The organism is Tahibacter sp. (assembly GCF_035481375.1).
Lineage (GTDB): Bacteria > Pseudomonadota > Gammaproteobacteria > Xanthomonadales > Rhodanobacteraceae > Tahibacter.
Window position 1 is genome coordinate 1 of sequence record NZ_DATIGT010000306.1, and the last position, 26,486, is coordinate 26,486.

The window sequence follows — 26,486 nt, forward strand, 5'->3', positions numbered from 1 at the left end:
GGCGATCTGGCGCTGCGCAGCGCCGAGATCGGCGGCCACGGCAGCACGCTGAGCGTGGACGCGGATCGGGAAGCGGGCGTGCCGCAGCTGCGCCTGCAGATCGCCGTGCCGGCATTACCGGACGACGCGTCGGCGCGCTGCACCAGTGTTGCCGCCGTGCTGAATGCACCGTCGCAGGCCCATGTCGCCGACGCGCGTCTCGCGAGCGTGCTGCGTCGCTACGGAATCACGCTCGCCGCCGTCGCGGCGCCGGGGTTCGTGCTGCAGTTCTGCGACGGGGCAGTCGCCGACTGACGTTCCGGTCTGTCAAATTTGCACAGTTGACGTTTGCGCCAGAGTGGATGCGCAGCCGCGCCCGGCAGGACGGGCCGCTCAGGTTCCCGGCGCGGCGGTCGCCGCGGGCAGTTCCAGCTTGCGCGCGATCGCGGCGGCGAATTCGTCGAGATCGACCGCGTCGGTGTTCGCCAGCAGTATGAGAGTCACGTCGGCATCGACGAGCCGGAACCAGAGCGACTGCGCCCCCATGATGCGTCCCGGACGCTTCACGACCCGCTGCGCGCCGCCGGCCAGTTTCATCGAGTACGACCAGACGCCGTAGCCGTAGTCGTCGAGGCCGGGCGTCGTCATGGCCGTCAGCGATTCCGCGGTCAGCAGTCGCCCGTCGAACAGCGCATCGGAAAACGCGAGCAGGTCGCGCGCGGTCGCATAGAGACTGCCGGCGGCGTACCAGTTCTCGGCATAGACCGGCAGATCGTTGGCGAGCGCGCCCAGATCCTCGCGATAGAGATACGTGTCGGCGAGCCGCTCGACGATCGCGCTCTGGCGCAGCAGGCCTGTGTGGCGCAGCTTGAGGGGTTCGAGCAGCCGTTCGCGCAGCAGCGCGTCGAAAGTCTGTCCGCTGGCTGCTTCGAGAACCCGGCCGAGCACGATGTAGTCGCAGTTGTTGTAGTCAAAGCGTGCGCCGGGCTCGGCGACGAGGTCGCCGCTGCAGTAGCCGTCGAGCAGCTGCGCGCTCGTCGCCGGCCTCTGGTAGTTCGGTATGCCCTGGGCCAGCGCGGTCTTGAGGTCGGTGACCTGATCGAAGTTCGGCAGGCCGGAGGTGTGGTTGAGCAGTTGTCGCAAGGTGACCTTGCGTGCGCCATTGCCGCGATACGCGCGCAGGTAGTCGCCGAACGGGGCGTCGAGATCCAGGCGCCGCTGTTCGGCGAGCTGCAGCACGAGCACGGCGGTGAACGCCTTGGTGATCGAAGCGGCCTTGTAGACCGTGTCCGGCGTGTTCGGCACGCCGAAGGCACGATTGGCCAGGCCGAAGCTCTGCTCGTAGCTGATCGTGCCGCGCTCGGCGACGAGCACCGTTCCGCTGTAGCGGTGCTCGCGCGCGTACGCCGTGATGAACGCATCGGGCGCGGCACGCGCGATCGCCGCGCTGCACAGCGCAGTCAGTAGCAGGACGATACGGTACATGGGGTTTTTCCCCTGTGCGCAGGACGGCGCGGGGCCGCGGTGGCGACAGGGATACGCGGCGGCGCCGCGCGGTTGCAGAGGATGGAATGCGTCGAGCGCGCGCCGCGGAATACATCGCGCGACGCGACGGCCGAAAGCGCCGTGACCGCGGTTCTCTGAACTCCCGTCAGTCCATGCGGTAGACGCGCGCCTTCGGGTAGTCCTCGTGCACCTGCAGGAACCAGCGTCCGGCGATACCTGGAACGACGAGGATCTCCGGCGCGTCGAGCGGCTTGCGCAAGGTGATCTCGCCCTTGAGCACTTTCCAGGTCTGCCCGTTCTCGAGGCGGAATTCGGTGCCGGGCGCCCAGCTCGCAATGCTGCCGCGCAGGCGGCTCTTGATCGTGCGGATTTCGAGATCGATCGGCATCGCGGGCTCGTCGTGCGGCGCTGCGGCGACGGCCGGTCGATGCGCGACCGCAGCCGGTGCGGGCCGCACCGCGGCCGACTCGCGGTCGCGCAGCAGTGCGTTGAGGCGCGCGAGCTGTGCCGGCGTCAGCGTGTCGAGTCCCGTCTCGCGCAGCTGTTCCGGCGTCAGCGAGCGCTCGATGTCGACATAGGGTTCGTCGGCAGGTGACGACGTCGCGGCGAGACTCAGCGCGAGCAGGACGATCAGACGGACGAGGTGCATGCCGGACTCCGGATCCAGGCGGCGCTGGCGGCCGCGGCGCCGCAGCGTAAGTGGAGCGCATGTCAGATTTGTGACGACGCTGCCCGGAGAAACTCGTCGTTCGGCGCAGCGCACGACCGGCACCGAACCGGGAGCGCGTTCAGGTGCCGCTGCGTGCAGGCCCGGGCGGCAGATCGAAATGCATCACGTCTTCACGCGCGCCGAGCTTCGTATACAGCGCAATCGCCGGCTCGTCGCCGTAGTCGGCCTGCACGAAGATCACGTAGGCGCCGCGTGCGACGGCCATCGCCTGGAGTTCCGCGATCAGCGCAGTCGCGATGCCTTCGCGGCGATGCGCTTCCGATACGGCGAGATCGTAGATGTAGATCTCGCTGCGGGCCTGTTCGAACTTGTGCAGCACATAGGCGGCGAGTCCGCCGACCACGTCGCGGCCTTTGAGGGCGGCGATCGCCATGAATCCGTCGCTGCCGAGCAGGCGGGACAGGTATGTGGCATCGGGGCGCTTTCCGCAGTAGGTGGGCACGTCGTCGAACACCTCGCCGAACAGCGTCAGCAGGTCTTCCATCGTGGCGACGTCGTCGGCACCGAGGGCGCGGACCTGGAACGGATTCGGAGAAGGCATGGCGTCGTCCGGGGCGGGGCGGTGGTGCGGTCCGTCGGAGCCGACGGAGTGCCGATGGTCAGGTGTCGTGCCGGTCGAAAAGTTCCGGCGCCCGGCGAATGACTTACCGCGCCGCTTCACTGCGCTCAGGCCGCAGTGTCGCCAGGCGCGCCGTGTCGATCGACGCGGCGAGGCCGACGCTGCGTCCCGCAAGATTCGCGACGCGATAGCGCACGCTGCTGCCGAGCACCTGCGCCGCCTGCGCGGCGTCGAGTCCGTAGTCCTGCCGCAGCCATTGCAGCATTCCGGCGGTCGCGGCGCGCAGCGCGTCGTCGAGCGAGCCGGCCTGGCCGAGCACATGGATCGCGTCGGCGGATTCCACGCGCGGCATCGCGATGGTTTTTCCGCGCAGCAGCTCGACGTGGATTTCGACCTCCATCGAGGTTTCAAGCGCGAACTGCGAGGTCTCGCCGTCGCCCTGCAGCGCGTGCGCGTCGCCGAGATAGAGCAGCGCGCCGGGCTGGAAAACCGGCAGCAGGACGGTGCTGCCTTCGACGATTTCGTTGAAGTCCATGTTGCCGCCGTGGCGGCCGGTGTCGCCGGTCGACATCGGCGGCGAGCCCGGACCGGGAGCCACGCCGAGCCCGCCGAGCATCGGCCGCAGCGGAACCTCGAAATGGTCGAGCGCGCCGCCCGCGCGCTGCGGCCGCGCGACGCCGCGCTCGCGGTCGAGGGTCCAGCGCGCCGGCTTGCCGAGGTGTGCGAAATCGACGGCCTGCGTCGTCGTCAGCGCACGCGCGACGATGCCGTCGAGACTGTCGGCGTAGTCGCGGTTCAGGCGCAGCCGCACGATACGCACGGCCAGCGTGTCGCCGGGTTCGGCGCCGGCGACGAAGAACGGTCCGGTCTGCGGATTGCCGTAGAGCGCGACCGTGCGGCCGTGCTCGTCGACGCCGCCGGAATCGATCGTCTTCGTGCGCACGCTGTCGCCGGGCCAGATCGTCAGCACGGGCAGTCGTTCGGCGGAGAACGTGTTCGAGAAATCCGTCGGCACGTAGTCGTGCACGCGGGGCGCTTGCGATGGCCGCGTCGGCAACCGGCGTGCGCTGAATGCATGCTGCGCGCGGCGATCCGGATCGTTGGTATCGGGACAATCGGCGACGCCGCGCAGACGGTCACGCTCGCGACGTCCGTCGTAGTCGCAGCGGCTGCCGTCCGCGGCGACGACGCGAAAGCGCAGGCGATCGCGCCGCAATGTGCCGGTGAGCGGTTCGCGCGCGAGGAATCCGCTCAGTGCATTGCCGTCGCGCGCGAGGCTCAGCGTTTCATGCTGCGGATTGCCCCAACGATCGAGGGTCAGCAGCCAGGATTCGTCGGCGGCCCCGGCCGCCTGCGACGAACAGGCAAGGAACAACAGCAGCAGCGCCCGAATGCTCACGTATCGATTTCCCGATGGCCCGTTCTGCAGATGCAGGAACGGGCGCGGGCGTCGCAGCGACGGATGCCGGGCGGCCTCTGCAGAACTAGGGATGACGCGCAGGCAATAAATAGAGAAAGCAGTACGAGCGAAGCCGTCGCGTTCTCTATTTTCTGACCGTTATCCTCTATTTGCTCGCTCCACCGTCCGCCGCGAACAGCGCATCGTAGCGCCGCTGCATTTCCTCGGCGCTGAGCGTCTCGATCGAATGCCCGACGTTCCAGCGGTGGCCGAACGGATCGCGGAACACGCCGCCGCGCTCGCCGTAGAACTGATCCTGCAGCGGCATCAGCAAGGTGGCGCCGTGCGCGAGCGCGCGCTCGACGACCGTGTCGGCGTTGTCGACGTGCAGATGGATGCTGAGACTCGTGCCGGCGGCGGGATCGGGGCGGCGTATGTCGTATTCGGGATATTCGTCGCAGATCATCAGGACGCCGCAGCCGAGGTCGACTTCGATGTGCCCGACACGGCCGCCCGGTTCGACGAGGCGCAGCTTCTGCGTGCCGCCGAATACCGTGCAGTAGAACGCCGCCGCAGCATCGGCATCGGCGACGCAGAGATACGGGAAGATTTCGTGGACGCTCACGGCTTTCTCCTACGTTCGGGGGAGCGTGCAGGCTAACGCCGGGCTCGCGCCGCGTCTTTGACGAAATTGTCCGCGCGCAGGTGGTGCGATGAAGGGACGGCGACGGCGCGCCAGGCTTGCGGCGTCGTGCCCGTCAATGCACGGAATTCGCGATTGAGATGTGCCTGGTCGCTGTAGCCGGCGGTCAGCGCCGTGTCGGTCCAGTTCGTCGTCGCGCCGATCGCGAGCGCGCGCTGCAGCCGCTGCACGCGCGCATAGCACTTCGGCGCGAGTCCGGTCGCGTCGCGGAACTGCGCGATGAAGCGTTTGTGGCTGCAGCCGCTGAGCGCGGCGAGCGTGGCGACGCGATCGCCGTTCGCAAGGCCGGCGAAGGCCGCGGCCACCTGCGGATTCAGGCCGTGCACCGGCCGCACGCGGCGGCGCAGGAAGGCCTGCAGCAGCGCGATCTGTCGGGCCGGCGATGTCGCTGCGGCCAGCGCCTGCTGCAGACGCAGCGCCGCGTCGCCGACGAGGTCCGACAGCGCGACGTGCCGGTTCGCAAGCGCATCGGCGCCGCAGCCGAACAGCAGCCGCGTCGCGCCCGGAAGCAGCATGGCGCCGACCGAGCGCGAGGATTCGCGGACGTCTTTCAGATAGTGGCGATCGCGCGTGCCGGCCACGACGGCGTGGGCGATCAGCCGGCCGTCCGCATCGCGCTCGTCGTCATACAGCCGTACGCCGCTGCCGTCGAGGCGGATGGCCAGATGCATGGCGCCGCTCGGCAGCACGCGCGCCCGCGCGTACGAAAACGGTTCCGCTGCGCTCGCCCAGAAGGCGGAGACGCAGGACTGCAGTTCGACGGCGGTCGGCGCGATCAGCATGTCCGGAGCTTACCCGAGCCGCGAGACCGCAGCAGGCGCGTCAGGCCGACTGGGTCAGCGCCTGCAACAGGTCGGCCTGGTTTTCCTGGGTCAGCCGCTGGATCAGTTCGTCCATGTCGCCCTCGACGATTTCGGGCAGGCGATAGAGCGTCAGGCCTTCGACGCGGTGGTCGGTGATGCGGCCTTGTGGAAAATTGTAGGTGCGGATGCGCTGGCTGCGGTCGCCCGAGCCGACCTGCAGGCGCCGCGATTCCGCCTGTTCGGCGGCCTGCTTGGACCGCTCGCTGTCGAGGAGCTTCGCTTTGAGCAGCGAGAACGCGCGCGCGCGATTCTTGTGCTGGCTGCGCTCGTCCTGGCATTCCACGACGATGCCGGTCGGCAGGTGGGTCACGCGGATCGCCGAGTCGGTCTTGTTGACGTGCTGGCCGCCGGCGCCGGAGGCTCGGAACGTATCGACCTTGACGTCGGAATCCTTGATCTCGACATCGTCCACTTCGTCCATTTCGGGAAGAATGGCAACCGTCGCGGCCGAGGTATGGATGCGGCCCTGGGCTTCGGTCGCCGGCACGCGCTGCACGCGGTGCGTGCCGGATTCGAACTTGAGCCGCGCGAAGGCGCCCCGGCCTTCGACGCGCGCGACGATTTCCTTGTAGCCGCCGTGTTCGCCGGGGTTGGAAGAAATCACCTCCACGTTCCAGCGCTGGCGCTCGGCATAGCGGCTGTACATGCGGAACAGGTCGCCGGCGAAGATCGCGGCTTCGTCGCCGCCGGTACCGGCGCGCACTTCGAGGAACAGGTTGGCGTCGTCGCGCGGGTCCTTCGGAATCAGCAGCAGCTGCAGTTGCTGCTCGAGCACGTCGCGCGCATCGCCGAGTTCGGCGACCTCGGCTTCGGCGAGTTCCTTCATCTCCGGGTCTTTCAGCAGCGCCTGCGACGCGGCGAGCGCGGCGGCATTCGCGTCGAATGCCTTCAGCGCCGCCGCTACCGGTTCGAGCTGGGCGTATTCGCGATTGAGCGCACGGAAACGGTTCGTGTCCGCAGCCGCGTCCGGCTGCGCGAGCAGCGCGCCGACTTCTTCGAAACGTTCGGCGAGCTGTTCGAGCTTGCGGCGGATGGTCGGAGTCATACGTCCTTGTCGTCGTTCGCGGCGGCGCGATCGAACAGCCGCGCGGCGGCCTGGATCAGCTCGCCGTCGCCGCGCAGCGCGGCGGCGCGCAGGTTCGCGCTCGGCGCGTGCAGCAGCTTGTTGGTCAGCGTGTTGGCGAGGAAGGCGAGGGCCTCCTCGGGCTTGCGGCCACGCGCGAGCATGGCGGTCGCGCGCGCGAGCACGTCGTCGCGCTCGGCCTCGGCCTGCCGGCGCAGATCCTGTACCGGGTTGCCGCGGTCGAGCGAGCGGCGCCAGGCCATGTAGCGTTCGACCTGCAGGTCGATGATCGCCTCGGCCTCGCGCGCGGCGGCCTCGCGCGAGCGCAGGTTCTCGTCGATGACCTGGCGCAGATCGTCGATGGTGTACAAATACGCATCGTCCACTTCGCTGACGGAAGCCTCGATGTCGCGCGGCACGGCGATGTCGACGAGGAACATCGGCTTGCGCCGGCGCTGCTTCAGCGCGGCCTGGACCATGGCGCGCGTCAGCACCGGCTCGCGACTCGCGGTCGAGGAGATCACGATGTCGGCTTCGGCCAGATGCGCCGGCAGGTCGGCGAGCGCGATCGCGTAGCCGCCGCAGCGGTGGGCGAGGTTCTGCGCGTTGTCGAGCGTGCGGTTCGCGACGATGAGCCGGCGCACCTTGGCGTCGCTCAGATGGCGCGCCGCGAGTTCGATCGTCTCGCCCGCGCCGATCAGCAGCACGCAGGCGCCGGCCAGGTCGGCGAAGCGCTGTTCGGCGAGGCGGACCGCGGTATAGGCCACCGACACCGGGCTCGCGCCGATGCGCGTATCGGTGCGGACGCGCTTGGCGACGGCGAAGGTGTGCTGGAGCATGCGCTCCATCGGCGCCTTCAGCGTGTGAGCGGTGCGCGCGAGCTGGTAGGCGTCCTTGACCTGGCCGAGGATCTGCGGCTCGCCGAGCACGAGCGAGTCGAGGCCGGTGGCGACGCGGAACATGTGCCGCACGGCGGCTTCGTCGTCATGCCGGTATAGGAACTCGTCGAGTCGGCCCAATGTCAGCTGGTGGTGGCGGTGCAGCCACTGTGCCGGAACGATCTGCGCGCCGTCGGCGACGGAACAGTAGAGTTCGGTGCGGTTGCACGTGGACAGGATCAGGGCTTCTTCGACGCCGGCCTGGGCCGCCAGTTCCTCGAGTGCGGGACGGGCTTGTTCGGGACCGAACGCGACTTTTTCGCGCAGGTCCAAAGGAGCGGTAACGTGATTGAGACCGAGGGCTAGCAATGCCATGGATGACGGGGCCGCGCGGGCAACAATCAGCTAAGCTTGGACGCGTGAGAGCGGTGGGTATCGCCGGAATCGCGGCAATCCTGCTGCCGCGCCGCACAAAATCGCGACTAGTGTGCGGTCGCGATCCGGCAAGATCAAGCAAGCCGGCCTCGGCCGGCACGCATCGAAGATGGTGGATGTGGATGAAATTTCGCGCTGATCGCGCTGTTTCCCTCGCCGCGCTGGCCGTCGCGGCAGCGCTGTCGCTGGCCGCCTGCACGGCGATGCCGGTGCGGCAGGCGACGACCCAGCCGGGCCAGGCCGTCGTCGCGCCGACTCCGCTGGCCGACGACCAGCTGGCGCAGATGCTTGCCGGCGAGTTCGCGCTCGGCAAGGCCGATCTCGCCGGTTCGGCCGGCCGCTACGCGCGGGCGGCCGAACTCAGCAAGGATCCGCAGGTTGCCGCCCACGCGACACGCGTCGCGCTCGCGGCGAAGGACTGGGCGCTCGCGCGCCAGTCGCTGACGCGCTGGCGCGCGCTCAAGCCCGACGATCCGGGCCAGACCCAGGTCGAAGCGAGCCTCGCGCTCAGCGACGGCAATACCGAGGCGGCGTTCCAGTCGTTGTCAAAGCTGCTCGCGCTGCCCGACCAGCAGGGCTGGCGCCTGCTCGGACAGGTATTGCTCGGTGCCGCCGACAAGTCCGCCGCCGCGACGCTGCTGCGGCGGATCGCGACGCCGACCCGCCTGACCGGCGCGCCCGAGGAAATCTGGGTCGCGATGAGCCAGCTGGCGTACAAGCTCGACATCAAGCCGTATGCGCGCGAACTCGCCGATGCGGCGCTGAAGAAATTCACGAGCGCGACGACCCACGGCTGGTCGGCGCAGCTCGCGATCGACGAAGGCGACAAGGCGCGCGCCGGACGCGACTATCAGGAAGCGATCAAGCGCGCGCCGAAAGACATCCGTCTGCGCGCGGCCTACGCGCTGATGCTCGGCCAGCAGGGCGACAACAAGGCGGCGGCCAAGCTGCTCGCCGACGGCCCGCAGGACGACTACAGCTACGCGGCGCGTGCGGCCTATGTCGCGCGTGCGAACGACAAGAATCTGATCCAGTCGCTGTACGACGAGCTCAAGGCGCGACCGGGCGAAGAACGCCTGTCGCGCGCGCATCTGCTCGGACAGCTCGCCGAGATGCTCGAGCGCAAGTCCGAAGCGCTGGAGTGGTACGAGCAGGTGACGACCGACGACGAGGACTGGTTCCCGAGCCAGATCCGCATCGCCGTGCTCGTCGACGAGCAGGGCAAGCCCGATCAGGCGCTCGCGATGACGCGCGAACTGCAGCAGCGCGTCGGCGACCAGCTCGGCGCGCTGGCCGACGCGTTCATGCTTGAAGCGGAACTGCTGTCCAAGCGCGACCAGCACGAGGCCGCGCAGGCCGCCTACGCTCGTGCGCTCAAGCAAATCCCGGACGACTCGCGCCTGCTGTATGCGCGCGCGCTGCACGCCGCGGCCAACGGCATGACCGACAGCGCCGAATCGGACCTGCGCCGCGTGCTCGAACTCAAGCCCGACGACATGGATGCAACGAACGCGCTCGGCTACACGCTGGCCGATGCGAACCGCAAGCTCGACGAAGCGATGAGCCTGATCGAGCGTGCGCTCAAGGCCAAGCCCGACGACGCGGCCGTCATCGATTCCTACGGCTGGGTGCTGTATCGCCGCGGCGATCTTCCCGGAGCCGAGAAAGCGCTGCGGCGCGCATTCGAGAAGCAGTCCGACGGCGAGATCGCCTCGCATCTGGGCGAAGTGCTCTGGGTCCAGGGCAAGCGCGAGGAAGCGCGCGCGATCTTCGAGCAGGCGCGCAAGAAAGACGCGAAGAACAAGGCGCTCGTCGAAGCGATGCGCAGGCTGGGGGTCTGATGCGAAAGTCCCGCACCATCGCGGCAGCGCGGCTGCTGCCGGTCGTCTGCGTGCTCGGTCTGGCGGCGTGCGCGCCGTTGCGTCTGCGCGAGGACGACGCGACGCTCACCGCGCAGGGCGCGCGAGAAGCGGCCGTGCTTGCGCAGTCGCGCTGGCAGCTGACGGGTCGCATCGCGGTCAGCAACGGCGACGACGGCGGCAATGCCGATGTCGACTGGAGCCAGGACGGTGCGCGCTACGACCTGCGCCTGCGCGCGCCGGTGACCGGCAAGAACTGGCGGCTGCACGGCGATGCGCGCTCGGCAACGCTCGAAGGCGTGCGCGATCAGGTGATGACGGGAACGAGCGCGGCCGAACTGCTCGCGCGCGAGGCGAACTGGCAACTGCCGGTGGCCGAACTCGAATACTGGGTGCGCGGACTGCGTGCGCCGGGTTCGAAGGCCGAGCTCGTGTTCGACGACGCCCAGCGCCCGGCGAAGCTGCTGCAGGCCGGCTGGACCATCGAATACCGCGAGTATTTCGACGACGGCGAGCCGGCGATGCCGCGCAAGGTATTCGCGACCAAGGGCAAGCACCGCGTGCGCCTGTTCGTCGAAGACTGGCAGGTGCAATGACCGAGTGGAGCGTCTGGCCGGCGCCGGCCAAGCTCAATCTGTTCCTGCAGATCACCGGCCGGCGCGCGGACGGCTATCACCTGCTGCAGACCGTGTTCCAGCTGCTCGACCGCGGCGACAGCGTGCGCCTGCGGCCGCGCGGCGACGGGCGTATCGAGCGCACCAGCGAGCTGCCCGGCGTGCCGCCGGAACGCGATCTCGTCGTGCGCGCGGCGGCGGTGCTGAAGCCTTATGCGCCGGCCGACGCCGGCGTCGACATCGCCGTCGACAAGCGCCTGCCGCTCGGCGGCGGGCTCGGCGGCGGCAGTTCGGATGCGGCGACCGTGCTCGTCGCGCTGAACCGGATCTGGGGCTGCGGCCTGCCGGTCGATGCGCTCGCGCGGCACGGGCTCGCGCTCGGCGCGGACGTGCCGGTGTTCGTGCACGGTCGTTCGGCCTGGGCCGAAGGCGTCGGCGAACGGCTGACGCCGCTCGATCTGCCGGAGCGCTGGTACGTCGTCGTCGATCCGAAAACGAGTGTGCCGACGGCGCCGTTATTCCAGGTTCCGGAATTGACACGCGATGCCCTGCCCACGACAATTCCGCGCTTCCTTGCTGGGGCTGAGACCTCGAATGCGTTCGAGCCGGTAGTCAGCGCGCGCTATCCCGCGATAGCAGCGGCGCTGGCATGGCTGGAACCTCATGGTCGCCCGCGTTTGTCCGGTTCCGGTGGCTGCGTCTTCGTCGACGTCGCGACCGAAGCCGAGGCGGCAGCACTCGCGGCGGCTTGTCCGCAGGAATGGTCGGCCTGGGCTGCGCGCGGCGTCAACCGCTCGCCGCTGCTCGCCGCACTGGAAAGTTTCGCTGCTGGGGCGTCGCCAAGCCGGTAAGGCACGGGATTTTGATTCCCGCATCCGTAGGTTCGAGTCCTACCGCCCCAGCCAATGAATCATCCAACGCATCGGGCCGGCGCCCGGTCAACGGCGGCTGGCGGAGATTCGAATGAATACGCAAGGTTTGATGCTGTTCACCGGCAACGCGCACCGGCGACTGGCGGAGAACGTCTCGCACCGGCTCGGCATGCCGTTGGGCAAGGCGCTGTGCGGCCGGTTTTCCGACGGCGAGGTCCAGGTCGAGATCGAGGAAAACGTGCGTCGTCAGGACGTGTTCGTGATCCAGCCGACCTGTGCGCCGACCGCGGACAATTTCATGGAACTGCTGGTGCTGATCGACGCGCTCAAGCGCGCATCGGCGGCCACGGTGACCGCGGTGATTCCGTACTTCGGCTATGCCCGCCAGGATCGCCGCCCGCGCTCGGCGCGCGTGCCGATCACGGCGAAGGTCGCGGCGGACATGATCGGCACGGTCGGCGCCGACCGCGTGCTGACGGTCGACATCCATGCCGACCAGATCCAGGGTTTCTTCGATATTCCGGTCGACAACGTCTACGCCTCGCCCGTGCTGCTCGCCGACATCTGGCGCAGCCAGGGCACGGACAACCTGATCGTGGTCAGTCCGGACGTCGGCGGCGTGGTACGCGCCCGCGCGATCGCCAAGCGCCTCGACGACGCCGACCTCGCGATCATCGACAAGCGCCGCCCGCGGCCGAACGAGTCGACGGTCATGAACATCATCGGCGACGTGCGCGACAAGACCTGCGTACTCGTCGACGACATCGTCGATACCGCAGGCACGCTGTGCGCCGCGGCCAATGCCTTGAAGAAACAGGGCGCGCGCCGCGTCGTCGCCTACTGCACCCACCCGGTGCTGTCGGGTTCGGCGCTGAGCAACATCATGAATTCGCAGCTGGACGAACTCGTCGTCACCGACACCATCCCGCTGACGCCCGAAATCCAGGCATGCAGCCGCATCCGTCAGCTGACGGTCGCGGAACTGCTGGCCGAAACGATCCGCCGCGTGGCATTCGGCGAGTCGGTGAGTTCGCTTTACGTCGACTGATCCGTCGGTCGACCTTCGGCTCCTCTGGTCGCGGAGGAGCCTTCATGCCGCCGCGAGGCGGTCATCACTGAAGGTAGTTTGTCATGGCAAAGATTCACGAAATTCCGGCCGAGTCGCGCAAGGACGAGGGGAAAGGTGCGAGCCGCCGCCTGCGTCACGCGGACGTCGTTCCGGCAATCCTCTACGGCGGCGATGAAAAGCCGCAGAGCATCCAGTTCGTGCACAAGGACGTCTACATGGCTTCCCAGCACGAGTGGTTCTATTCCTCGATCATCGACCTGAAGCTCGACGGCAAGAACCAGAAGGTTCTGCTGCGCGACATGCAGCGTCATCCGTACAAGCAGCGCCTGCTGCACCTGGACTTCCAGCGCGTCAGCGAGAACAAGGCGTTGAAGATCCGCGTTCCGCTGCACTTCCTGGACCAGGAAAAGTCGCCGGCCGGCAAGACCGCCGGCGTGCTCGTCACGCACGAACTCAACGAAATCGCGATTTCGTGCCTGCCGAAGGATCTTCCGGAGTTCATCGAAGTCGATCTGAGCGGCCTCAATGTCGGCGACATCGTCCATCTGTCGGACCTGAAGCTGCCGGCCGGCGTCGAAATCCCGGAACTCAAGCTCGGCAAGGAGCATGACGTCGCCGTGGTGCTGGCCAAGCTCGCGAAGGAAGAAGTCGAGGAAGCGCCGGCTGCTGACGCGGCTGCGGCGCCGGCGGCGCCGGCCAAGGGCGGCAAGGCCGCCCCGGCCAAGGCTCCGGCGGCAGCTCCGGCTCCGGCCAAGAAGAAGTAAGGTTTCGCGTCGAACGACGCGATTCCGCTTCGCATGGCTCGTTTGCGCCTGCTCGTCGGCCTCGGCAACCCCGGGGCCGACTATCTCAGAACCCGGCACAACGCCGGGTTCTGGTTTATTGATGCTCTCGCTCGGCAGCTCGGCGCGCGCTTCGGCGTCGAATCGAAACTGCATGCGGAAACGGCGAAAGTTTCGATCGGCGGGCAGCAGGCGCTGCTGCTGAAGCCGACCACGTTCATGAACAAGAGCGGCATCGCCGTGGTCTCGGCGCTGCGCTACTACAAGATCGCGCCCGACGAGATGCTCGTCGCCCACGACGAACTCGATCTGCCGCCGGGAACGGCGCGGCTCAAGTTCGACGGCGGGCACGGCGGCCAGAACGGGCTGCGCGACATCATCGCCCATCTCGGCGACGGCAAATTCCACCGCCTGCGCGTCGGCATCGGCCATCCCGGCCACAAGGACAAGGTCACCGGCTGGGTACTCGGCCGCGCCGGCGCGAAGGACGAAGACGCGATCATGGCGTCGATCGGCGATGCGTTCGACGTGCTGCCTCTGGCCCTGTCGGGCGATTTCAACGAGGCGATGAAACGGCTGCACACGGCGCCGGCGAAGTCCTGAGCGACGCAGCATTTTATCGTTTGGCAATCAACCACTTTTCACTTCCTGCGGATCCACCATGGGCATCAAATGCGGCATCGTCGGCCTGCCTAACGTCGGCAAGTCCACCCTGTTCAACGCGCTGACCAAGGCCGGCATCGCCGCGGCGAACTTTCCGTTCTGCACGATCGACCCGAACGTCGGCGTGGTTCCGGTGCCAGACCCGCGCCTCGGCGCGCTGTCGGACATCGTCAAGCCGCAGAAGGTGATTCCGACCTCGATGGAGTTCGTCGACATCGCGGGCCTCGTCGCCGGCGCATCGAAGGGCGAAGGCCTCGGCAACAAGTTCCTCGCGCACATCCGCGAAGTCGACGCGATCGCGCACGTCGTGCGCTGCTTTGAACACAGCGACATCGTCCACGTCTCGGGCAAGGTCGATCCGATCTCGGACATCGAGACGATCGACACCGAGCTTGCGCTGGCTGACCTCGAATCGGTCGAGAAGGCGCTGAACCGCGCCGAGCGCGCCGCGAAGGCCGCCGACAAGGAAGCCCTGGCCAAGCGGCCGGTGCTGCAGAAGCTCGCCGCGACGCTCAACGAAGGCAAGCCGGCGCGTGCGGCCGGCCTCGACGAGGACGAGAAGGCGCTGGTCCGCGACCTGTTCCTGCTGACGTTGAAGCCGCTGATGTACATCGCGAACGTGCTCGAGAACGGGTTCACGGACAATCCGCATCTCGACAAGGTGCGCGCGCGCGCGGCGACCGAAGGTGCGGAAGTCGTGCCGGTCTGCGCGGCGATCGAGGAAGAACTGTCGCAGCTCGAGGACGCCGACCGCGACGCGTTCCTGCAGGACATGGGCCTCGACGAGCCCGGCCTGAACCGCGTGATCCGCGCGGGCTACACGCTGCTGGGCCTGCAGACCTACTTCACGGCCGGCGTCAAGGAGGTGCGTGCGTGGCAGGTCAAGATCGGCGCGACCGCGCCGCAGGCGGCCGGCGTCATCCATACCGATTTCGAGCGCGGCTTCATTCGCGCCGAAACCATCGCCTACGACGACTTCATCAAGTACAAGGGCGAATCCGGCGCGCGCGACGCGGGACGTCTGCGCCTCGAAGGCAAGGAATACATCGTCAAGGAAGGCGACGTGCTGCACTTCCGCTTCAACGTCTGAACGAAACGGCGGCGCGAAAGCGCCGCCGTTTTTGCCTGTCAGGCCGCCGCGTAAGGCGGCTTCGCCGCGGACAGTCCCTGTTTCACCTGCTGCGTGATCGCATCCGCAAGCACTTCGGCCTGGCCGGCCTCGACGCCCGCCAGCGTCAGGCGCGCGATCTCGGCCGGCGACGACTTCTCGCCGTCATAGCCGCTGGCCATGTCGGTATCCATGTAGCCGACGTGCAGGCTCGTCACCTGTGTGCCCTGAGCCTGCAATTCGTTGCGCAACCCGTTGCTGAGCTGCCACGCGGCCGCTTTCGACGCGCTGTACGGTGCGAATCCCGGGACGGTCAGCCAGCTCAGTACCGACAGCACGTTGACGATGGCACCGCCGCCGTTGGCCTTGAGCGCCGGCGCGAACGCCTGGGCGACGCGCCACGGTCCGAAGTAGTTGGTTTCGAGTTCGGCGCGCGCCGATTCGATGCTCGCCTCGCCGTCGAGCAGGCCGGCCGGGCGCAGAATGCCCGCATTGTTGATCAGCAGCGTCACGTCGCCGGCGCGTTCGGCCGCGGCGCGTACCTGTGCGGCGTCGGTCACGTCGAGCGCTACCGGCACGGCGCCGGCGAGATCGACGCTGGCCGGGTCGCGCGCTGCCGCATAGACCTTGCGGGCACCGGCCGCGCGTGCGGCTTCGGCAAATGCGCGGCCGAGGCCGCGGTTGGCGCCGGTCACGAAGACCACCGCATTTTCGAGCTTCATCGTCAAAATCCTTCTTGTTCAGCAGGTTGGATGATCGCGGGTTGTGCGATCATTTAAATGTCGACTGACATTTATTGATTGAATGTCGCTCGACATTTAATCTGTGTCAAGTGACTCGGACGAACCCGGAGAAAACCCCATGCGCGTGAGCAGAGCCCAGGCGGACGAGAACCGCGAACGCATCATCGATACGGCGGCCCAGCTGTTTCGCGAAAAGGGCTTCGACGGCATCGGACTCAACGACCTAATGCAGGCGGCGGGACTGACCCGCGGCGGCTTCTACGGTCACTTCGAGTCCAAGCAGGATCTCGCGGTGCAGGCCTGCCGCCGCGCGCTCCAGGCCAATGCCGTGACCTTGGGCGACGGGCTGCGCGAGGGTCTTGCGACGTTCGTCGACGGCTATCTGTCGGATGCCCACTGCGCCGACGCGGGCGGCGGCTGCGCGCTCGCGGCGCTGGCCGCGGATGTCGCGCGGCAGGACGAGAGCCTGCGCGCGGTGTTGCGCGACGGCGTTGCGCGCTTTGCGACCGCGCTTGAATCGCAGGTTGCCGGCGCGACGGAAGCGGAGCGTCGCGATGCCGCGCTGGCCTCGCTCGCGATGCTGGTCGGCGCGGTCATCCTGGCGCGCGCGGTCGGCGATGCGTCGCTGTCGGCCGATCTTCGCGCAGCCGCGCGGCGCGGCGTGCTCGCGCACGCCGGCTGAGCCGCGGCCAGTACCTAGACGTCGAAGTCGTCCTCGAAGATCGCGTCGTTGTTGGCTTCGATCGCGAGTGTCGCCGTGTTGTTGCTCGTGTCCGGATCCGTTACGGGCGAGCCCACGACGACCGTCGCCGAGTTCGACAGGCTCCCGCTGGTGCCCGGCGCGACCGTGCCAGTGATGGTGTAGGTCGCGAGTCCGCCTGCCGGCAGCGTCACGTTGTGCGTGAGATTTCCCGTGCCGTTGGCCGGGCAGTTCGCGCCGCCGGTGCCGATGCAGACCCACGTAATGCCGGTGAAACTCGCCGGGAAAAGATCGACGACGGTCGCCGACGCCGCGGCGGGCCCGGAGTTCGAGACCGTGACCGTGTAGACCAGCGACCCTCCCGGCAGATAGGCCGGCGGATTCGCGCTCATGCCGACGACGAGATCGGCGGTCTGCGGCGTCGTCGGGCAGTCGACGACCGCGCGGATGACCCAGTCGCCCGTCAGGCCCAACGTCGCGCTGTCGAACCAGATGAGATTGCCTCCAATCTCGGCGAGCAGCGCATTGCGCCCGCTCTGGATGCCGTCGGTATCGCGCACGAGGCTCGGCGTGGTGTTCGTGATCGGCGGCTGGAGGAACGTGAACGCGACGACGAAGACTTCGTTGAGCGCGACCGGCACCGACAGAGGCACCGTGTTGTTCTCGTCGAGATAGCGCCATTCGTTGATGACGCCATCGCTCAGTACCGGGCCGGCGACTTCCGCGGCCAGCGCGCCCGGGGTCGGAAACGTACCGGCGCGAAAGACCTTGACCGAGTCATGGATCTCGACGGGCTGATTGACGCCGGGCGAGGTCCAGAACACCTGCACCGCGCGCACCGTGCCGGTACACGGTGAAGTCAGCCATGAGGCTGCCGCTTCGTTCGCCGCGAAGCCGTAGATGATGACGCCGCTGGCACCGTTGGTCAGCGAGTCGTTCTTGATCGTCTGCTCTACCGCACCTGCGCCCGTACCGAATAGCGCCGTTGCCAGCGCGAACGCCCAACGTTTCATGGCGAGCCCCCCCTGTGCCGTGCACGACCGTTCGTCGTGTAGTCGTGCTTACTCGTATTGCGCGCCGGTTACGACGCAGGCGGCGTGTGACGGCGATCACAATCCGGGCAATGGGGTAGGATGCGCGCCGTCCTCCAGCGAGCCGAGCCATGCCAGGTCAACAGCGCGAAACCACGTTCCGCTTCCTCGCCCAGCCGTCCGACGTGAATTTCGGCGGCAAGGTGCATGGCGGCATGGTCATGAAATGGATCGACCAGGCCGGTTATGCGGCTGCCGTGGGCTGGAGCGGCCAGTACTGCGTGACGGTCGCCGTCGGCGGCATCCAGTTCGTCAAACCCATCCTGATCGGCGACATCGTCATCGTGCGCTGCAAGCTGATCCGCACGGGAAACAGCAGCATGCACTTTTCGATCGACGTGATCGCGCGCGGTCTGAAGACCGGCCTCGAACGTCTCGCGACACACTGCGTCATCAGCTTCGTCGCGCTCGATGCGCCCGAAGGACGTCCCGCCCCGGTGCCGCCGTGGGTGCCGCAGACCGACGACGACCGCATTCTTGCGAGCTATGCCGAGAAGATCATCGACATGTCGCGCGAACAGCAGCGCGAAGTCGAGCGCGTGCGTCAGGACATCGAGCGCAACGGTTGATTCACGGCTCGAAACCGTCGGCGAACAGCAGGTCGCTGCCGCCCGGCGGCAGGTGCGACGGATCGAACAGGCAGACCGCGCTGCCGGCAACGAGCGGGCGTGCGCCGTTGCAGCTCCAGTTGAGTCCGTCCGTCGCGCCGTCGGACTGGATGCCGACACAGGCCGAGCTGCCGGCACTTGCGTCCAGTGCTGCGTATTGCAGCGCGATCGCGCCGCTCGTGTGGTACAGCACGAGTGCAGCATCGAGCGTTCCGCTGCTGCCGATGCGCGTCCAATTCTTCCATTCCACGACACTGCAGGCTTCGTCGCCGAACACCGATGCGCGCGGACAGCTCGCGAAATGCGCGGTGCGCAGTGTCGCACCGGCGTCTTCGCCGCTCAGTTCGTCATGATAGGCGAGCACGCGTGCGCCTGCGGCACGCGCGTTGTCGGGCAGGCTCGGCACATAAGGATCGTTGTTGAAATCGCCGCCGTCCTCGAGACCGGTCTCGGCGAGGAACGCGATGTAGCCGTTCGTCGAGACGGCCATGCGCTGCCAGGTTGCGCCGTAGAACGCGAACGGCTGGGCCAGCTCGAACTCGGCGGCGCCGTCGTCGAGCGCCGCAACGCTGCCGTTCGCCGCGATCGGATTCAGCGTCTGTCCGCCGGCAGAAAGATCGAGCACGGCGTAGGGACAGAGGCTCGCATCGGCGCTAATGCGATGGCCGTAGGCGTCGCCCTGCAGCACGTCGTTGCGGCCGGTTCCGGCGTGAACGAACGCCGGTGCGGACAGCACGATCAGCGGCAGGAACATCAGGCGCGTCTTCATTGGATTCTCCCCTGCCAGACCTCGGGGTTGCCGTCGGCATTCGTCGACAGGAAATTCTCGGGCGACAGGAAACTCACGACCGGAACGACGCCGTCCTTGCCGATGCGTGCATGGAACACGAACGACGCGCTCGCGAGGAGGTTCTCCGGATCGGCACCGGCCGACGCGACGCGGCGCCGGCCGACGCTGGTGTTGAACGTGGTGCGTTCGAAGCGCTCGAACGCGTAGTCCGCGGCGTCGTAGCTCACGTCGACGCCGATGATGTCGCTGTCGGAACCGTTCGTGCGCTGGCTCAGCCGTGCGGAAGCCGAGGCGTTGCCGTCCCAGCGGAAGATCTCGAAGCTGAAGTCGGAATTGAACACCGCGCCGCTCGGCGTGAGGTTGCCGTTGGAAATGAAGAAGACGTAGCGTCCGTCGCTGCTGCCGTCGAGGACGGCGAACGAGTTCTGCGTGACGTTCGTGCCGCTGTTGACGGTTGTCGTCGTGATCTGCGCATAGCTCGACGCGGTACCGGCGGCGCCGTTGCGGTCGTAGCGGAAGATCTCGTAGTTGCCGTCGGCGTTGCCGCTCGTGACCGGCTGGCAGTTGGACTCGAACACGAGGTAGCGGCCGTTGGCGTTCTTCGTCAGGCGCGCGCCGCGTGCCTCGCGCGCCGGTGTTGCGGCGGGGCAGAGCGCATTGGCCGGAATGACCGTGTTCGTCGTGCCCGAGCGCGCGATGATGCGTCGTGCCGTGCCCGCGCTCGTCAGCGCATTGCAGTCCGAGGTCCACGCGATCACATCGCCGTTGCCGTCGATGGTCGGGTCGGTATTACTGCAGCCGCTGGTCGCGGTGACCGAGGTCAGCGCGCTCGTGCTGCGGTCATAGAGATAGATCTCGTAGTTGTCGGTCTCGCTCATCTTCGCGGAGAACACGATGTGGCGCCCGTACAGCGTGCCGTCGAGATCGCCGGAGATCGCGAGGTTCTGCATCTGGCCGCCGCTGGCCATCTGCGGCGTACCGGTCCATGCGGCGCGCGTGAAGGCGAGGCCGTTCCAGACATAGATCTGGTCGAGCAGATTCGCGTTGCTGCCGTGGTCGGCGCTGCTGATGAAGGCGACGGTGCGGCCGTTGGAATCGACCGCGAGCGCGCGCGCGGCCGCCATGCGCGCGACGAAGCCGCCGCCTTTGACTTCGACATTGCGGCCGGTCGTGTTCGTGAGCTGGACGATCGTGCCGACCTCGTTGCACGAACTCTTGATCTGCACGTTGTCGATGAACAGCGTGGAGTCGACCTGATGATCGTTCTGGTCGGCGACCGTGAAGCGCAGTGCGACCGTACTGCCGACGACGAGTCCCGCGGGCAGCGGCAGGCAGATGCGCTGGAACGCGGGCGAGCCGAAGCGCAGGTTGATATTGCGCAGCAGCGTGGTTGCGGTGCTGTTGACGGTATGGTCGACGATGGTCGCGTTCTGGCAGTTCGCGTTCGGAAACGGCGAATAGCTCGACCCGTTCAGCTTGCAGCTCGAGCGCGTCATGATCCGCGTGCCGTTGACGGTCACGTCCAGGAGATCGTCGTACTGGTCCGGTTCGTTCTGTTCGCCCGAGGCGAAGCCCCAGTCGAAGGCGACGTAGGCGGCGTTGGCCGGCAGCGTGAAGCTCGACTGCAGCCAGTTGAGGTCGTAGTCGTTGTTGCCGCCGAGATTGTCGAAGTTCGTCGCGCCCGTCGTGCCGCTCGCGAGTTCGCCCGGTCCGGTCGACACGGCCGCGGCCCAGGTGCCGTCGGGAATCGTCAGCGAGGTGGTCGGCGTGATGTTGCTCGAGCGGATCGCGCCGGCGCGGTTGTACCCGCCGGCGGTCCAGCTGGTGAGATCTCCGGTTTCGAAACTGCCGTTGGCAGGCACTTGTGCGCGCGCTGCGACGGAAACTGTCAGCAGTGCGACGGCGATGGCGGCGGATCGGAAGCCGTTCATGGAGTGGACTCCGCGGTGCGGACGAGGTCCTGCTGGAACAGGAACTGGTTGTCGAGTGTGAGTGCGCGCTCGGCGACGATGCGGCCGTCGCGGTCCGCGAGCTGCAGCCGGTAGCGGCCCGGCGCGAGACCGTCGACGCGGTAGTAGCCGATCGCGTTCACGCGCGTGGTCGCCGCGGTGCGTTCGCCGTCGAGCACGCGCACCTGAAGACCGGCAGATTCCGTGCCGGCGAGGCCGGCGCAGCCGAGCCGCGCGTCGAGGCTGAATTCGAGCGGTGTGGTCGAGCCCGCTCGCACTTCGACGTTGCGCGTCGCGTCGGCCGGATTCAGCTCGATCGGCAGGTTCTCCGCATCGAGCGCGACGCGATGCACGCCCGGCGTCACGCGATTGAGGATCGCTCGGCCTTCGGCATCGAGTTCGCCCCGGACCTGACCGTCGACGAGTACGCCGACGCCGCGCAGCGAGGCGACCGGAACACCCGGCGGCAGCTTGCGGCGGTCGACGTGCGCAGCGATCGCGCCGACGCGGCGCTGTTCGTTGTTGAACGCGCCGCGTGTCAGACCGCTCGGCGTCACGGCGAAATCAGCGGTCAGCGACAGCGAGATCACACGCGTGTCCTTGCCGGAACGCGCATACAGCGGATCGTCCTGCATCTGCAGGCGCGCGCTGAGTCCCGGGCGCAGCTCGAGGCCGGCATCGGCGATCGCGCCGAAGCGGTCGTTCGCGTGCAGCGCACCCACGCCCCACCACCAGCTGCTGCGGTCCTGCGGACGGCGATAGAGCACGACGGATTCGCGCCGGCCGTAGCTGTCGTCGTCGACGATGGCTGTCGTCATATCGAACCGCGTGCCGAGTTCCTGCTGCCAGTCGAGCTGGCGCCGCTCCGCGTAGCGCGACGCGCTGAACCGCGTGCCGCGCATCGGCTGCCAGCTGACGGCATAGGAATAGTCGCCGAGATAGTCGGGACGCGCCGAGATCCACAGATTGTCGAACGGCTGCGCGCTCAGCGCGGCCTTGACGTAGCGTTTCGTGCCGAGATTCGCGTCGTCGAAGTCGCGTGCGATCAGGCTCAGTCGCAGGCGCGGGCGCTGCCAGCCGAACTCGAGCTGATGATCGCGGCGTGCCGGGCTGTCTTCGTCGAAATAGGCGCGATCGAATTCGCGCAGATTGGCGAGCCAGAACACCTGTCCGTACGCGCCTTCGCCGAGCAGCTCGGCCGCGCCGGCGTTGTCGCTGCGCGCGAGGTGTCCCGACCAGACGCCGGCACGGCCCAGATTGACCGCCGCGCCGGCGCCGGCGAAATCGCGGCCGACGGCGCGCACGAGCGTCGCGTCGACGCTGATTCGCGGATTGATGCCGGCGCGCACGCGCGCGAAGCCCGTGCCGCCGTCGATCGTGTCGCTGTCGTCGAGCGGGTTGTCGTGCGTTCCGGCACCGGTGTGGACCACGTAGGTGCCGCTGGCGAGCAGATCGTCGCTCGCGCGCAGCGTCACCTGCTCGACGCGTACCGGTACATCGTTGCTGGCCGGTTTGTACAGTGCGATTTCCAGCACGGCATCGGCCGGAATACCGGAGATTTCGGGAAAGCGATAGCGGCCGTCGAGGCGTACGACGGTGCGCGCGACCACGCTGCCGTTCGCGCGCAACTCGGCGATGCCGCCGGGCGGGCCTTCGCCCTGTATCTGGCGGCCCGTGGCGATGCGGCTCGCGACGATCTCATTGCCGATCACCTGGTCGCCGAACGCGAGTTCGGGCCGGTTCGTATAGGCCCACTGCGCGCCGGTCAGCGAGAACGACGGCAGCAACGAGCTCAGCGTCACCTGCTGCTGGCCGAAATAGGCGCGCGAGCGGCCGCGATCGACGAGCCAACCCCATTCGTCGATGCGCCGGTTGCCGTCGATGTCGTCGAAATAGCGCAGATGCCAGTTGCCCGCGCCGAGCGCGCCGCCGAGTTCGGTCAGCGTCGTGGTGTCGGTGCGGTCGCCGGCGCGGCGCAGCATCACTTCGCTGCGCCACGCCGACAGGTTCGCGCGTGGTGCCGGCACATCGATCGGCAGCGACTCGCGCGACGCTGCCGCAGCGCTGAGCGTGCTGTGGTCGAGCCACGCGCCGTTGACACGCAGCGCGAATTCGCTGCGATCGAAATTCAGCGCGAGGCCGAGCGCGTCGCCGGCGGTGTCGAGCGGCACGTAGTCGATTTCGGCGATGCGCGTGATCGATTCGTGCGCCAGCACGGCTTCGCCGATCGGCGTGTTGATGCGCCAGCCGTCGCCGCCGCGACTCGCGTGCAGGCCGAGCGCCTCGCAGAGCATGCCGAGCGCGACCTTGGTACGGCCGTCGAGTTCGCCGTCGAGCACGGCGACTTCCCGCCCGCGATCCTTGCCGTTGACGAGCAGGCCGATCAGGAGCGCGGAGGACGACGAGCGGCCGTCGGTGTTGCGGACGAACGGAAAATCGGGGCCGCTGGCTTCCGGAGACGGACTGGGCGCCGGAGCCGGGGCGGGCGCACCGGCGGCGGCCCCGGCGAGCGCGGCGCCGAAACCGGCGCAGATCCAGCGTCGGCGGTGCGGAGAGCGGAGGCTGGCAGGGATCCTCGCCATCGTCGCAGCCTCAGCGCGCGGCGGCGGCTTCGACGCGGAAGGTCTGGCTCCGATCGAGCGGCGTGTCGCCGAAAGTGCCGTTCATGTCGAGCACGTACTCGCCGGGCGGCAGCGCCGCCTTGGCCGCGTAGTCGAGCGCGACGCGCCGCGTCGCACCGGGCAGTACCGCGTCGGTCGGCAGGCGTCCGGCGTTGACGACGCCCTTGGGCAGTTCGACTTCGGGCGTGCCGGCCTTGGGAATGAGTGCGGTCTGCGCGTCGCCGGGAAAGTCGGCCTTGCGCCAGATCGCAAAGGTTCCGTTGCAGCGACTGGTGGCGTTGCCATCGTTGCGCAGGGTCAGCTCGGCCGCGGCGTTGCGCGCCAGCAGCGAAACCAGTTCGCCCTTGCGGTCGACAGGGCCGACATGGCCATAGACCGCGGCGCCGAAGCGGAACACCGTGCGCAGCGTAGTCGCGGCACCGGGCGTCTTCTCCTGCGGCTGTTCTTCAAAGTAGACCATCGCGCGGTGCTCGCCCGGCGTCAGTGCGACGGCGGGACGCGCGGCGACGCGGACGACCTGGTTCTGGCCGGCCTTGACCGTGAACTCGAGCGGATTGATGACGAGCCAGCCGTCGAGCGACTGTTCGGTCGTCGGAATCGTCGACACCTTGCCGTCGGCGTCCATGGTCCAGTTGACCGTGGTCACCCTGACGACCTTGTCGTCCGCCGTGTAGTTGAACAGGCGGAATGCCTGCGACCCCGGTGCGCCGTCGAGCGCGATGTCGAGGATCTGCGGGCTCAGTCCAATTTGCGCGTGAGCGCCGGCGCTGAACAGCAGCAGCGCGGCGAGCAGCCAGAATCGTTGCATGATCAAGAATTCTCGAAAGTGATTTCGATGCGGCCCTGGTACGTACCGGGTTCCGCGAGATCGCCGGCTTCGATGTGCAGCTCGGCTTCGCCCGTCCAGACCGGTCCGTCGGCATCGTTGACCAAAGACGGTCGATAGGTGACCAAACGCGTCCGTATTTTCGTGTCGGGTCGTGCGCGGTTCGCGATCTCGTCGGGCTGGCCGAGCGGATCGAGCAGGCGAACGCGCACCGTCGGCGGGCGCAGATCGCTGCCGGCCGGCGGCGACCAGCGCCACAGCACGCCGAGCGGGCGCACGATCGTCGGAACGGCTGAATGCTCCGGGCCGGGCAGGTCGACGACGAGCGCATTGCCGACGAGGCGGCTCTGCGCGCTGGCCGAACTGGCCGCGAGCGGGCCGTCCGGAGCGACTTCGGTGCTGCGGATGCTGTCGAGATCGAGCCTGGATACGCTGGTCTCGAACAGGCCGCTCTTGCTGGAAACGATGCCGCGCACGCCAGGCACGGCGCTCGAAAGGCTCGCCGCCGTCGCCGCCGCGGCGAACAACGCCGCGGCGGCGAAACCGGCTGCCGGAATGGCGGCAGGGAGACGCATGATCAGGTTGCCGTAACCGTCAGGACGTAGTTCACGTTGCCGGCAGTCGAGCTGTAGGCGCCGGTCGCGGTCGCGTTCGTCAGGTCGAGTTCGAGCACGACGCTGCCCGTGGTCAGGCCACCCAGGCCCGGATCCGGGAAGGTCGCCGCCTGCGGGGAGGCGCCGGTCAGCGCGGCGGCGGCGCCGGTCGCGATGCCGTAGTTGTCGTTGATGCCGATCGAGGCCGTGCCGTTGTTCAGCGTGTTGTTGGCACCGCGCGAAATCTGCACCGTCGTGTTGGCCGAGTTGCCGCCGACCGCGCGGACCGACCAGACGTTCGACAGGACCAGCGGAACCGCCGCCGTGTTGAGGCCGGCCGGGCCGGTCGGACCGGTGAAGGATGCCGTCAGCGTGCCCGCCGCTGCCGTGGCCGTGACACCGCCCGGGTTGCCGCGGTTGCAGTAGTACGTGTCGGCGACCGAACCGGCGGCGCAGCCCGTCGTCAGGAGTCCGGCGAGCGTACCGGCGTTCAACGTGATGTCGAGCGTCGAGTAGTAATAAAGGATGGTGATGCCGTTGCTGATCGTGATATTGACGTCGACGTTGGCCTGGGCGAAGGCGCTCGACGGGAAGCAAGCCGCAGACGCCAGAGCGAGAGCGGCAAGCCGAGGAATGAAGCGCAGTTTCTTGGTCACGGCGAAAAACCCCTGTTTTTGAGTTGACGTACCTGCCTGGTGGCAGCACGCCCCTCGTAGCACGGGCTGTGCCGAAATGTGATCGCCATCACGATCTGTGACGCTTAGTTACAATCGGGCTGTGCCGTACACGAAAAATGCCGGTTGCCCGGCTCACGGCATTTGCTTGGGGCGCGATGGCTTTTGACCGGCGTTCCGGGTATCGTCCGCGACCCCGCGCAGATGCATCTGCCGGGCCGAAAAATCCTGCCGCGATGGCATTGACATTCGGTCTGCGGATAACGAGAATGCCGGGCTCCGCGCTGGAGGGATACCCAAGCGGCCAACGGGGGCAGACTGTAAATCTGCTGGCTCACGCCTTCGGTGGTTCGAATCCACCTCCCTCCACCAGCCGGTTCTAGCTTGAGCGGGAGTAGTTCAATGGTAGAACCTCAGCCTTCCAAGCTGATTGTGCGGGTTCGATTCCCGTCTCCCGCTCCATTGAAATACTGTCGCGGTTGACACGTTTCACGCTCACGTAGCTCAGTCGGTAGAGCACTTCCTTGGTAAGGAAGAGGTCGAAGGTTCGATTCCTTTCGTGAGCACCATCTTCGCAACACCGTGTTTTGAACTAACACCGTTTTGAACTAACACCGTTTTGAACTCATCCACCTCCTTAGATCTTTCGGGGTTTTGCAGGCATGGCCAAGGGTAAATTCGAGCGCACCAAGCCGCACGTCAACGTGGGCACGATCGGTCACGTGGACCACGGCAAGACGACGCTGACGGCAGCACTGACGAAGATCGGCGCCGAGCGCTTCGGTGGCGAGTTCAAGGCGTACGACCAG

General features: G+C 67.6%; 27 protein-coding genes and 4 tRNA genes. 15 read left to right on the top strand and 16 right to left on the bottom strand.

The window, feature by feature from the left end:
• Positions 1–294: hypothetical protein (locus VLF18_RS20245; RefSeq protein WP_325281443.1), on the top strand; the 294-nt coding region annotated here is incomplete at its 5' end.
• A 78-nt stretch (positions 295–372) separates the two neighbouring features.
• Here VLF18_RS20245 and VLF18_RS20250 read toward each other — a convergent pair.
• From VLF18_RS20250 to hemA, 8 genes are all read right to left on the bottom strand, one after another.
• Positions 373–1,464 (bottom strand): serine hydrolase domain-containing protein, encoded by a 1,092-nt coding sequence (locus tag VLF18_RS20250; RefSeq protein ID WP_325281444.1) that lies wholly within the window; start codon positions 1,462–1,464, stop codon positions 373–375.
• 166 nt (positions 1,465–1,630) lie between these two features.
• Positions 1,631–2,134: a hypothetical protein gene (locus VLF18_RS20255; RefSeq protein WP_325281445.1), complete on the bottom strand. Its 504-nt coding sequence runs from the start codon at positions 2,132–2,134 to the stop codon at positions 1,631–1,633.
• Between the two features lie 139 nt (positions 2,135–2,273).
• A complete protein-coding gene (locus tag VLF18_RS20260; protein WP_325281446.1) occupies positions 2,274–2,756 on the bottom strand; it encodes an AAC(3)-I family aminoglycoside N-acetyltransferase in 483 nt (160 codons plus the stop codon).
• Positions 2,757–2,859: 103 nt separating this feature from the next.
• Positions 2,860–4,173, bottom strand: a complete 1,314-nt coding sequence (locus VLF18_RS20265) for an acetamidase/formamidase family protein (RefSeq protein WP_325281447.1) — start codon at positions 4,171–4,173, stop codon at positions 2,860–2,862.
• Positions 4,174–4,339: 166 nt separating this feature from the next.
• Entirely contained in the window at positions 4,340–4,798 is a 459-nt protein-coding gene (locus tag VLF18_RS20270; protein ID WP_325281448.1) for a VOC family protein, read from the bottom strand.
• Positions 4,799–4,830: 32 nt separating this feature from the next.
• Positions 4,831–5,658, bottom strand: coding sequence for a helix-turn-helix transcriptional regulator (locus tag VLF18_RS20275; RefSeq protein ID WP_325281449.1), 828 nt, complete (start codon positions 5,656–5,658; stop codon positions 4,831–4,833).
• A gap of 40 nt (positions 5,659–5,698) precedes the next feature.
• A complete protein-coding gene (gene prfA, locus VLF18_RS20280; RefSeq protein WP_325281450.1) occupies positions 5,699–6,784 on the bottom strand; it encodes a peptide chain release factor 1 in 1,086 nt (361 codons plus the stop codon).
• A complete protein-coding gene (gene hemA, locus VLF18_RS20285; RefSeq protein WP_325281451.1) occupies positions 6,781–8,055 on the bottom strand; it encodes a glutamyl-tRNA reductase in 1,275 nt (424 codons plus the stop codon). The genes prfA and hemA overlap by 4 nt, the downstream gene beginning before the upstream one ends.
• 182 nt (positions 8,056–8,237) lie before the next feature.
• Here hemA and VLF18_RS20290 point away from each other — a divergent pair, with 182 nt between their 5' ends.
• From VLF18_RS20290 to ychF, 8 genes are all read left to right on the top strand, one after another.
• The gene (locus tag VLF18_RS20290) at positions 8,238–9,956 is read left to right on the top strand and encodes a tetratricopeptide repeat protein (protein ID WP_325281452.1); all 1,719 of its coding nucleotides are present in this window, start codon (positions 8,238–8,240) and stop codon (positions 9,954–9,956) included.
• Entirely contained in the window at positions 9,956–10,570 is a 615-nt protein-coding gene (gene lolB, locus VLF18_RS20295) for a lipoprotein insertase outer membrane protein LolB (protein ID WP_325281453.1), read from the top strand. The genes VLF18_RS20290 and lolB overlap by 1 nt, the downstream gene beginning before the upstream one ends.
• A complete protein-coding gene (gene ispE, locus VLF18_RS20300) occupies positions 10,567–11,439 on the top strand; it encodes a 4-(cytidine 5'-diphospho)-2-C-methyl-D-erythritol kinase (protein ID WP_325281454.1) in 873 nt (290 codons plus the stop codon). Before lolB ends, ispE begins: the two co-directional genes overlap by 4 nt.
• A tRNA-Gln gene (locus VLF18_RS20305) sits at positions 11,418–11,493 on the top strand. Before ispE ends, VLF18_RS20305 begins: the two co-directional genes overlap by 22 nt.
• 58 nt (positions 11,494–11,551) lie before the next feature.
• Positions 11,552–12,508, top strand: coding sequence for a ribose-phosphate diphosphokinase (locus VLF18_RS20310; protein ID WP_325281455.1), 957 nt, complete (start codon positions 11,552–11,554; stop codon positions 12,506–12,508).
• A gap of 83 nt (positions 12,509–12,591) precedes the next feature.
• Positions 12,592–13,293, top strand: a complete 702-nt coding sequence (locus tag VLF18_RS20315; protein ID WP_325281456.1) for a 50S ribosomal protein L25/general stress protein Ctc — start codon at positions 12,592–12,594, stop codon at positions 13,291–13,293.
• 33 nt (positions 13,294–13,326) lie between these two features.
• Entirely contained in the window at positions 13,327–13,914 is a 588-nt protein-coding gene (gene pth / locus VLF18_RS20320; RefSeq protein ID WP_325281457.1) for an aminoacyl-tRNA hydrolase, read from the top strand.
• A gap of 58 nt (positions 13,915–13,972) precedes the next feature.
• The gene (gene ychF, locus VLF18_RS20325; RefSeq protein WP_325281458.1) at positions 13,973–15,064 is read left to right on the top strand and encodes a redox-regulated ATPase YchF; all 1,092 of its coding nucleotides are present in this window, start codon (positions 13,973–13,975) and stop codon (positions 15,062–15,064) included.
• 38 nt (positions 15,065–15,102) lie between these two features.
• Here ychF and VLF18_RS20330 read toward each other — a convergent pair whose 3' ends face one another.
• A complete protein-coding gene (locus VLF18_RS20330; RefSeq protein WP_325281459.1) occupies positions 15,103–15,804 on the bottom strand; it encodes an SDR family oxidoreductase in 702 nt (233 codons plus the stop codon).
• A 139-nt stretch (positions 15,805–15,943) separates the two neighbouring features.
• Here VLF18_RS20330 and VLF18_RS20335 point away from each other — a divergent pair, with 139 nt between their 5' ends.
• Entirely contained in the window at positions 15,944–16,507 is a 564-nt protein-coding gene (locus tag VLF18_RS20335; RefSeq protein ID WP_325281460.1) for a TetR/AcrR family transcriptional regulator, read from the top strand.
• 14 nt (positions 16,508–16,521) lie between these two features.
• Here the strand turns inward: VLF18_RS20335 and VLF18_RS20340 are convergent, their stop codons facing one another.
• On the bottom strand, positions 16,522–17,538 hold the full coding sequence (locus VLF18_RS20340) for a DUF11 domain-containing protein (RefSeq protein WP_325281461.1): 1,017 nt from the start codon (positions 17,536–17,538) through the stop codon (positions 16,522–16,524).
• 149 nt (positions 17,539–17,687) lie between these two features.
• Between VLF18_RS20340 and VLF18_RS20345 the strand changes: the two genes are divergently transcribed.
• Positions 17,688–18,185: an acyl-CoA thioesterase gene (locus VLF18_RS20345; protein WP_325281462.1), complete on the top strand. Its 498-nt coding sequence runs from the start codon at positions 17,688–17,690 to the stop codon at positions 18,183–18,185.
• A gap of 1 nt (position 18,186) precedes the next feature.
• On the opposite strand, the gene VLF18_RS20350 is transcribed toward VLF18_RS20345, so the two are convergent.
• The 6 genes from VLF18_RS20350 to VLF18_RS20375 are packed head-to-tail and all read right to left on the bottom strand — an operon-like array spanning position 18,187 to position 25,659.
• Positions 18,187–18,993, bottom strand: coding sequence for a hypothetical protein (locus tag VLF18_RS20350; RefSeq protein WP_325281463.1), 807 nt, complete (start codon positions 18,991–18,993; stop codon positions 18,187–18,189).
• Complete coding sequence (locus VLF18_RS20355) at positions 18,990–20,945, bottom strand: choice-of-anchor L domain-containing protein (protein ID WP_325281464.1); 1,956 nt, start codon at positions 20,943–20,945, stop codon at positions 18,990–18,992. Before VLF18_RS20355 ends, VLF18_RS20350 begins: the two co-directional genes overlap by 4 nt.
• Positions 20,942–23,545: a hypothetical protein gene (locus VLF18_RS20360; RefSeq protein WP_325281465.1), complete on the bottom strand. Its 2,604-nt coding sequence runs from the start codon at positions 23,543–23,545 to the stop codon at positions 20,942–20,944. The genes VLF18_RS20355 and VLF18_RS20360 overlap by 4 nt, the downstream gene beginning before the upstream one ends.
• Before the next feature lie 10 nt (positions 23,546–23,555).
• A complete protein-coding gene (locus VLF18_RS20365) occupies positions 23,556–24,392 on the bottom strand; it encodes a hypothetical protein (protein ID WP_325281466.1) in 837 nt (278 codons plus the stop codon).
• A gap of 2 nt (positions 24,393–24,394) precedes the next feature.
• Positions 24,395–24,985 (bottom strand): hypothetical protein, encoded by a 591-nt coding sequence (locus VLF18_RS20370; RefSeq protein ID WP_325281467.1) that lies wholly within the window; start codon positions 24,983–24,985, stop codon positions 24,395–24,397.
• Positions 24,986–24,987: 2 nt separating this feature from the next.
• Positions 24,988–25,659, bottom strand: coding sequence for a hypothetical protein (locus VLF18_RS20375; protein WP_325281468.1), 672 nt, complete (start codon positions 25,657–25,659; stop codon positions 24,988–24,990).
• Between the two features lie 304 nt (positions 25,660–25,963).
• Here VLF18_RS20375 and VLF18_RS20380 point away from each other — a divergent pair.
• From VLF18_RS20380 to VLF18_RS20395, 4 genes are all read left to right on the top strand, one after another.
• Positions 25,964–26,049: transfer RNA gene (locus tag VLF18_RS20380), tRNA-Tyr, on the top strand.
• 16 nt (positions 26,050–26,065) lie between these two features.
• A tRNA-Gly gene (locus VLF18_RS20385) sits at positions 26,066–26,139 on the top strand.
• Between the two features lie 31 nt (positions 26,140–26,170).
• Positions 26,171–26,246, top strand: a tRNA-Thr gene (locus tag VLF18_RS20390).
• Positions 26,247–26,339: 93 nt separating this feature from the next.
• A partial coding sequence (locus VLF18_RS20395) for a GTP-binding protein (protein ID WP_325281469.1) occupies positions 26,340–26,486 on the top strand: 147 nt, incomplete at its 3' end.

What these genes read in the sequence shown, in the direction of transcription:
- hemA (WP_325281451.1), bottom strand. Translation starts at nt 8,055, where the DNA reads ATGGCATTGCTAGCCCTCGGTCTCAATCACGTTACCGCTCCTTTGGAC.
- VLF18_RS20275 (WP_325281449.1), bottom strand. Translation starts at nt 5,658, where the DNA reads ATGCTGATCGCGCCGACCGCCGTCGAACTGCAGTCCTGCGTCTCCGCC.
- VLF18_RS20355 (WP_325281464.1), bottom strand. Translation starts at nt 20,945, where the DNA reads ATGAACGGCTTCCGATCCGCCGCCATCGCCGTCGCACTGCTGACAGTT.
- pth (WP_325281457.1), top strand. Translation starts at nt 13,327, where the DNA reads ATGGCTCGTTTGCGCCTGCTCGTCGGCCTCGGCAACCCCGGGGCCGAC.
- VLF18_RS20340 (WP_325281461.1), bottom strand. Translation starts at nt 17,538, where the DNA reads ATGAAACGTTGGGCGTTCGCGCTGGCAACGGCGCTATTCGGTACGGGC.
- VLF18_RS20370 (WP_325281467.1), bottom strand. Translation starts at nt 24,985, where the DNA reads ATGCGTCTCCCTGCCGCCATTCCGGCAGCCGGTTTCGCCGCCGCGGCG.
- VLF18_RS20365 (WP_325281466.1), bottom strand. Translation starts at nt 24,392, where the DNA reads ATGCAACGATTCTGGCTGCTCGCCGCGCTGCTGCTGTTCAGCGCCGGC.
- VLF18_RS20250 (WP_325281444.1), bottom strand. Translation starts at nt 1,464, where the DNA reads ATGTACCGTATCGTCCTGCTACTGACTGCGCTGTGCAGCGCGGCGATC.
- VLF18_RS20260 (WP_325281446.1), bottom strand. Translation starts at nt 2,756, where the DNA reads ATGCCTTCTCCGAATCCGTTCCAGGTCCGCGCCCTCGGTGCCGACGAC.
- lolB (WP_325281453.1), top strand. Translation starts at nt 9,956, where the DNA reads ATGCGAAAGTCCCGCACCATCGCGGCAGCGCGGCTGCTGCCGGTCGTC.
- ychF (WP_325281458.1), top strand. Translation starts at nt 13,973, where the DNA reads ATGGGCATCAAATGCGGCATCGTCGGCCTGCCTAACGTCGGCAAGTCC.
- VLF18_RS20255 (WP_325281445.1), bottom strand. Translation starts at nt 2,134, where the DNA reads ATGCACCTCGTCCGTCTGATCGTCCTGCTCGCGCTGAGTCTCGCCGCG.
- VLF18_RS20350 (WP_325281463.1), bottom strand. Translation starts at nt 18,993, where the DNA reads ATGAAGACGCGCCTGATGTTCCTGCCGCTGATCGTGCTGTCCGCACCG.
- VLF18_RS20345 (WP_325281462.1), top strand. Translation starts at nt 17,688, where the DNA reads ATGCCAGGTCAACAGCGCGAAACCACGTTCCGCTTCCTCGCCCAGCCG.
- prfA (WP_325281450.1), bottom strand. Translation starts at nt 6,784, where the DNA reads ATGACTCCGACCATCCGCCGCAAGCTCGAACAGCTCGCCGAACGTTTC.
- VLF18_RS20310 (WP_325281455.1), top strand. Translation starts at nt 11,552, where the DNA reads ATGAATACGCAAGGTTTGATGCTGTTCACCGGCAACGCGCACCGGCGA.
- VLF18_RS20290 (WP_325281452.1), top strand. Translation starts at nt 8,238, where the DNA reads ATGAAATTTCGCGCTGATCGCGCTGTTTCCCTCGCCGCGCTGGCCGTC.
- VLF18_RS20360 (WP_325281465.1), bottom strand. Translation starts at nt 23,545, where the DNA reads ATGGCGAGGATCCCTGCCAGCCTCCGCTCTCCGCACCGCCGACGCTGG.
- ispE (WP_325281454.1), top strand. Translation starts at nt 10,567, where the DNA reads ATGACCGAGTGGAGCGTCTGGCCGGCGCCGGCCAAGCTCAATCTGTTC.
- VLF18_RS20330 (WP_325281459.1), bottom strand. Translation starts at nt 15,804, where the DNA reads ATGAAGCTCGAAAATGCGGTGGTCTTCGTGACCGGCGCCAACCGCGGC.
- VLF18_RS20315 (WP_325281456.1), top strand. Translation starts at nt 12,592, where the DNA reads ATGGCAAAGATTCACGAAATTCCGGCCGAGTCGCGCAAGGACGAGGGG.
- VLF18_RS20335 (WP_325281460.1), top strand. Translation starts at nt 15,944, where the DNA reads ATGCGCGTGAGCAGAGCCCAGGCGGACGAGAACCGCGAACGCATCATC.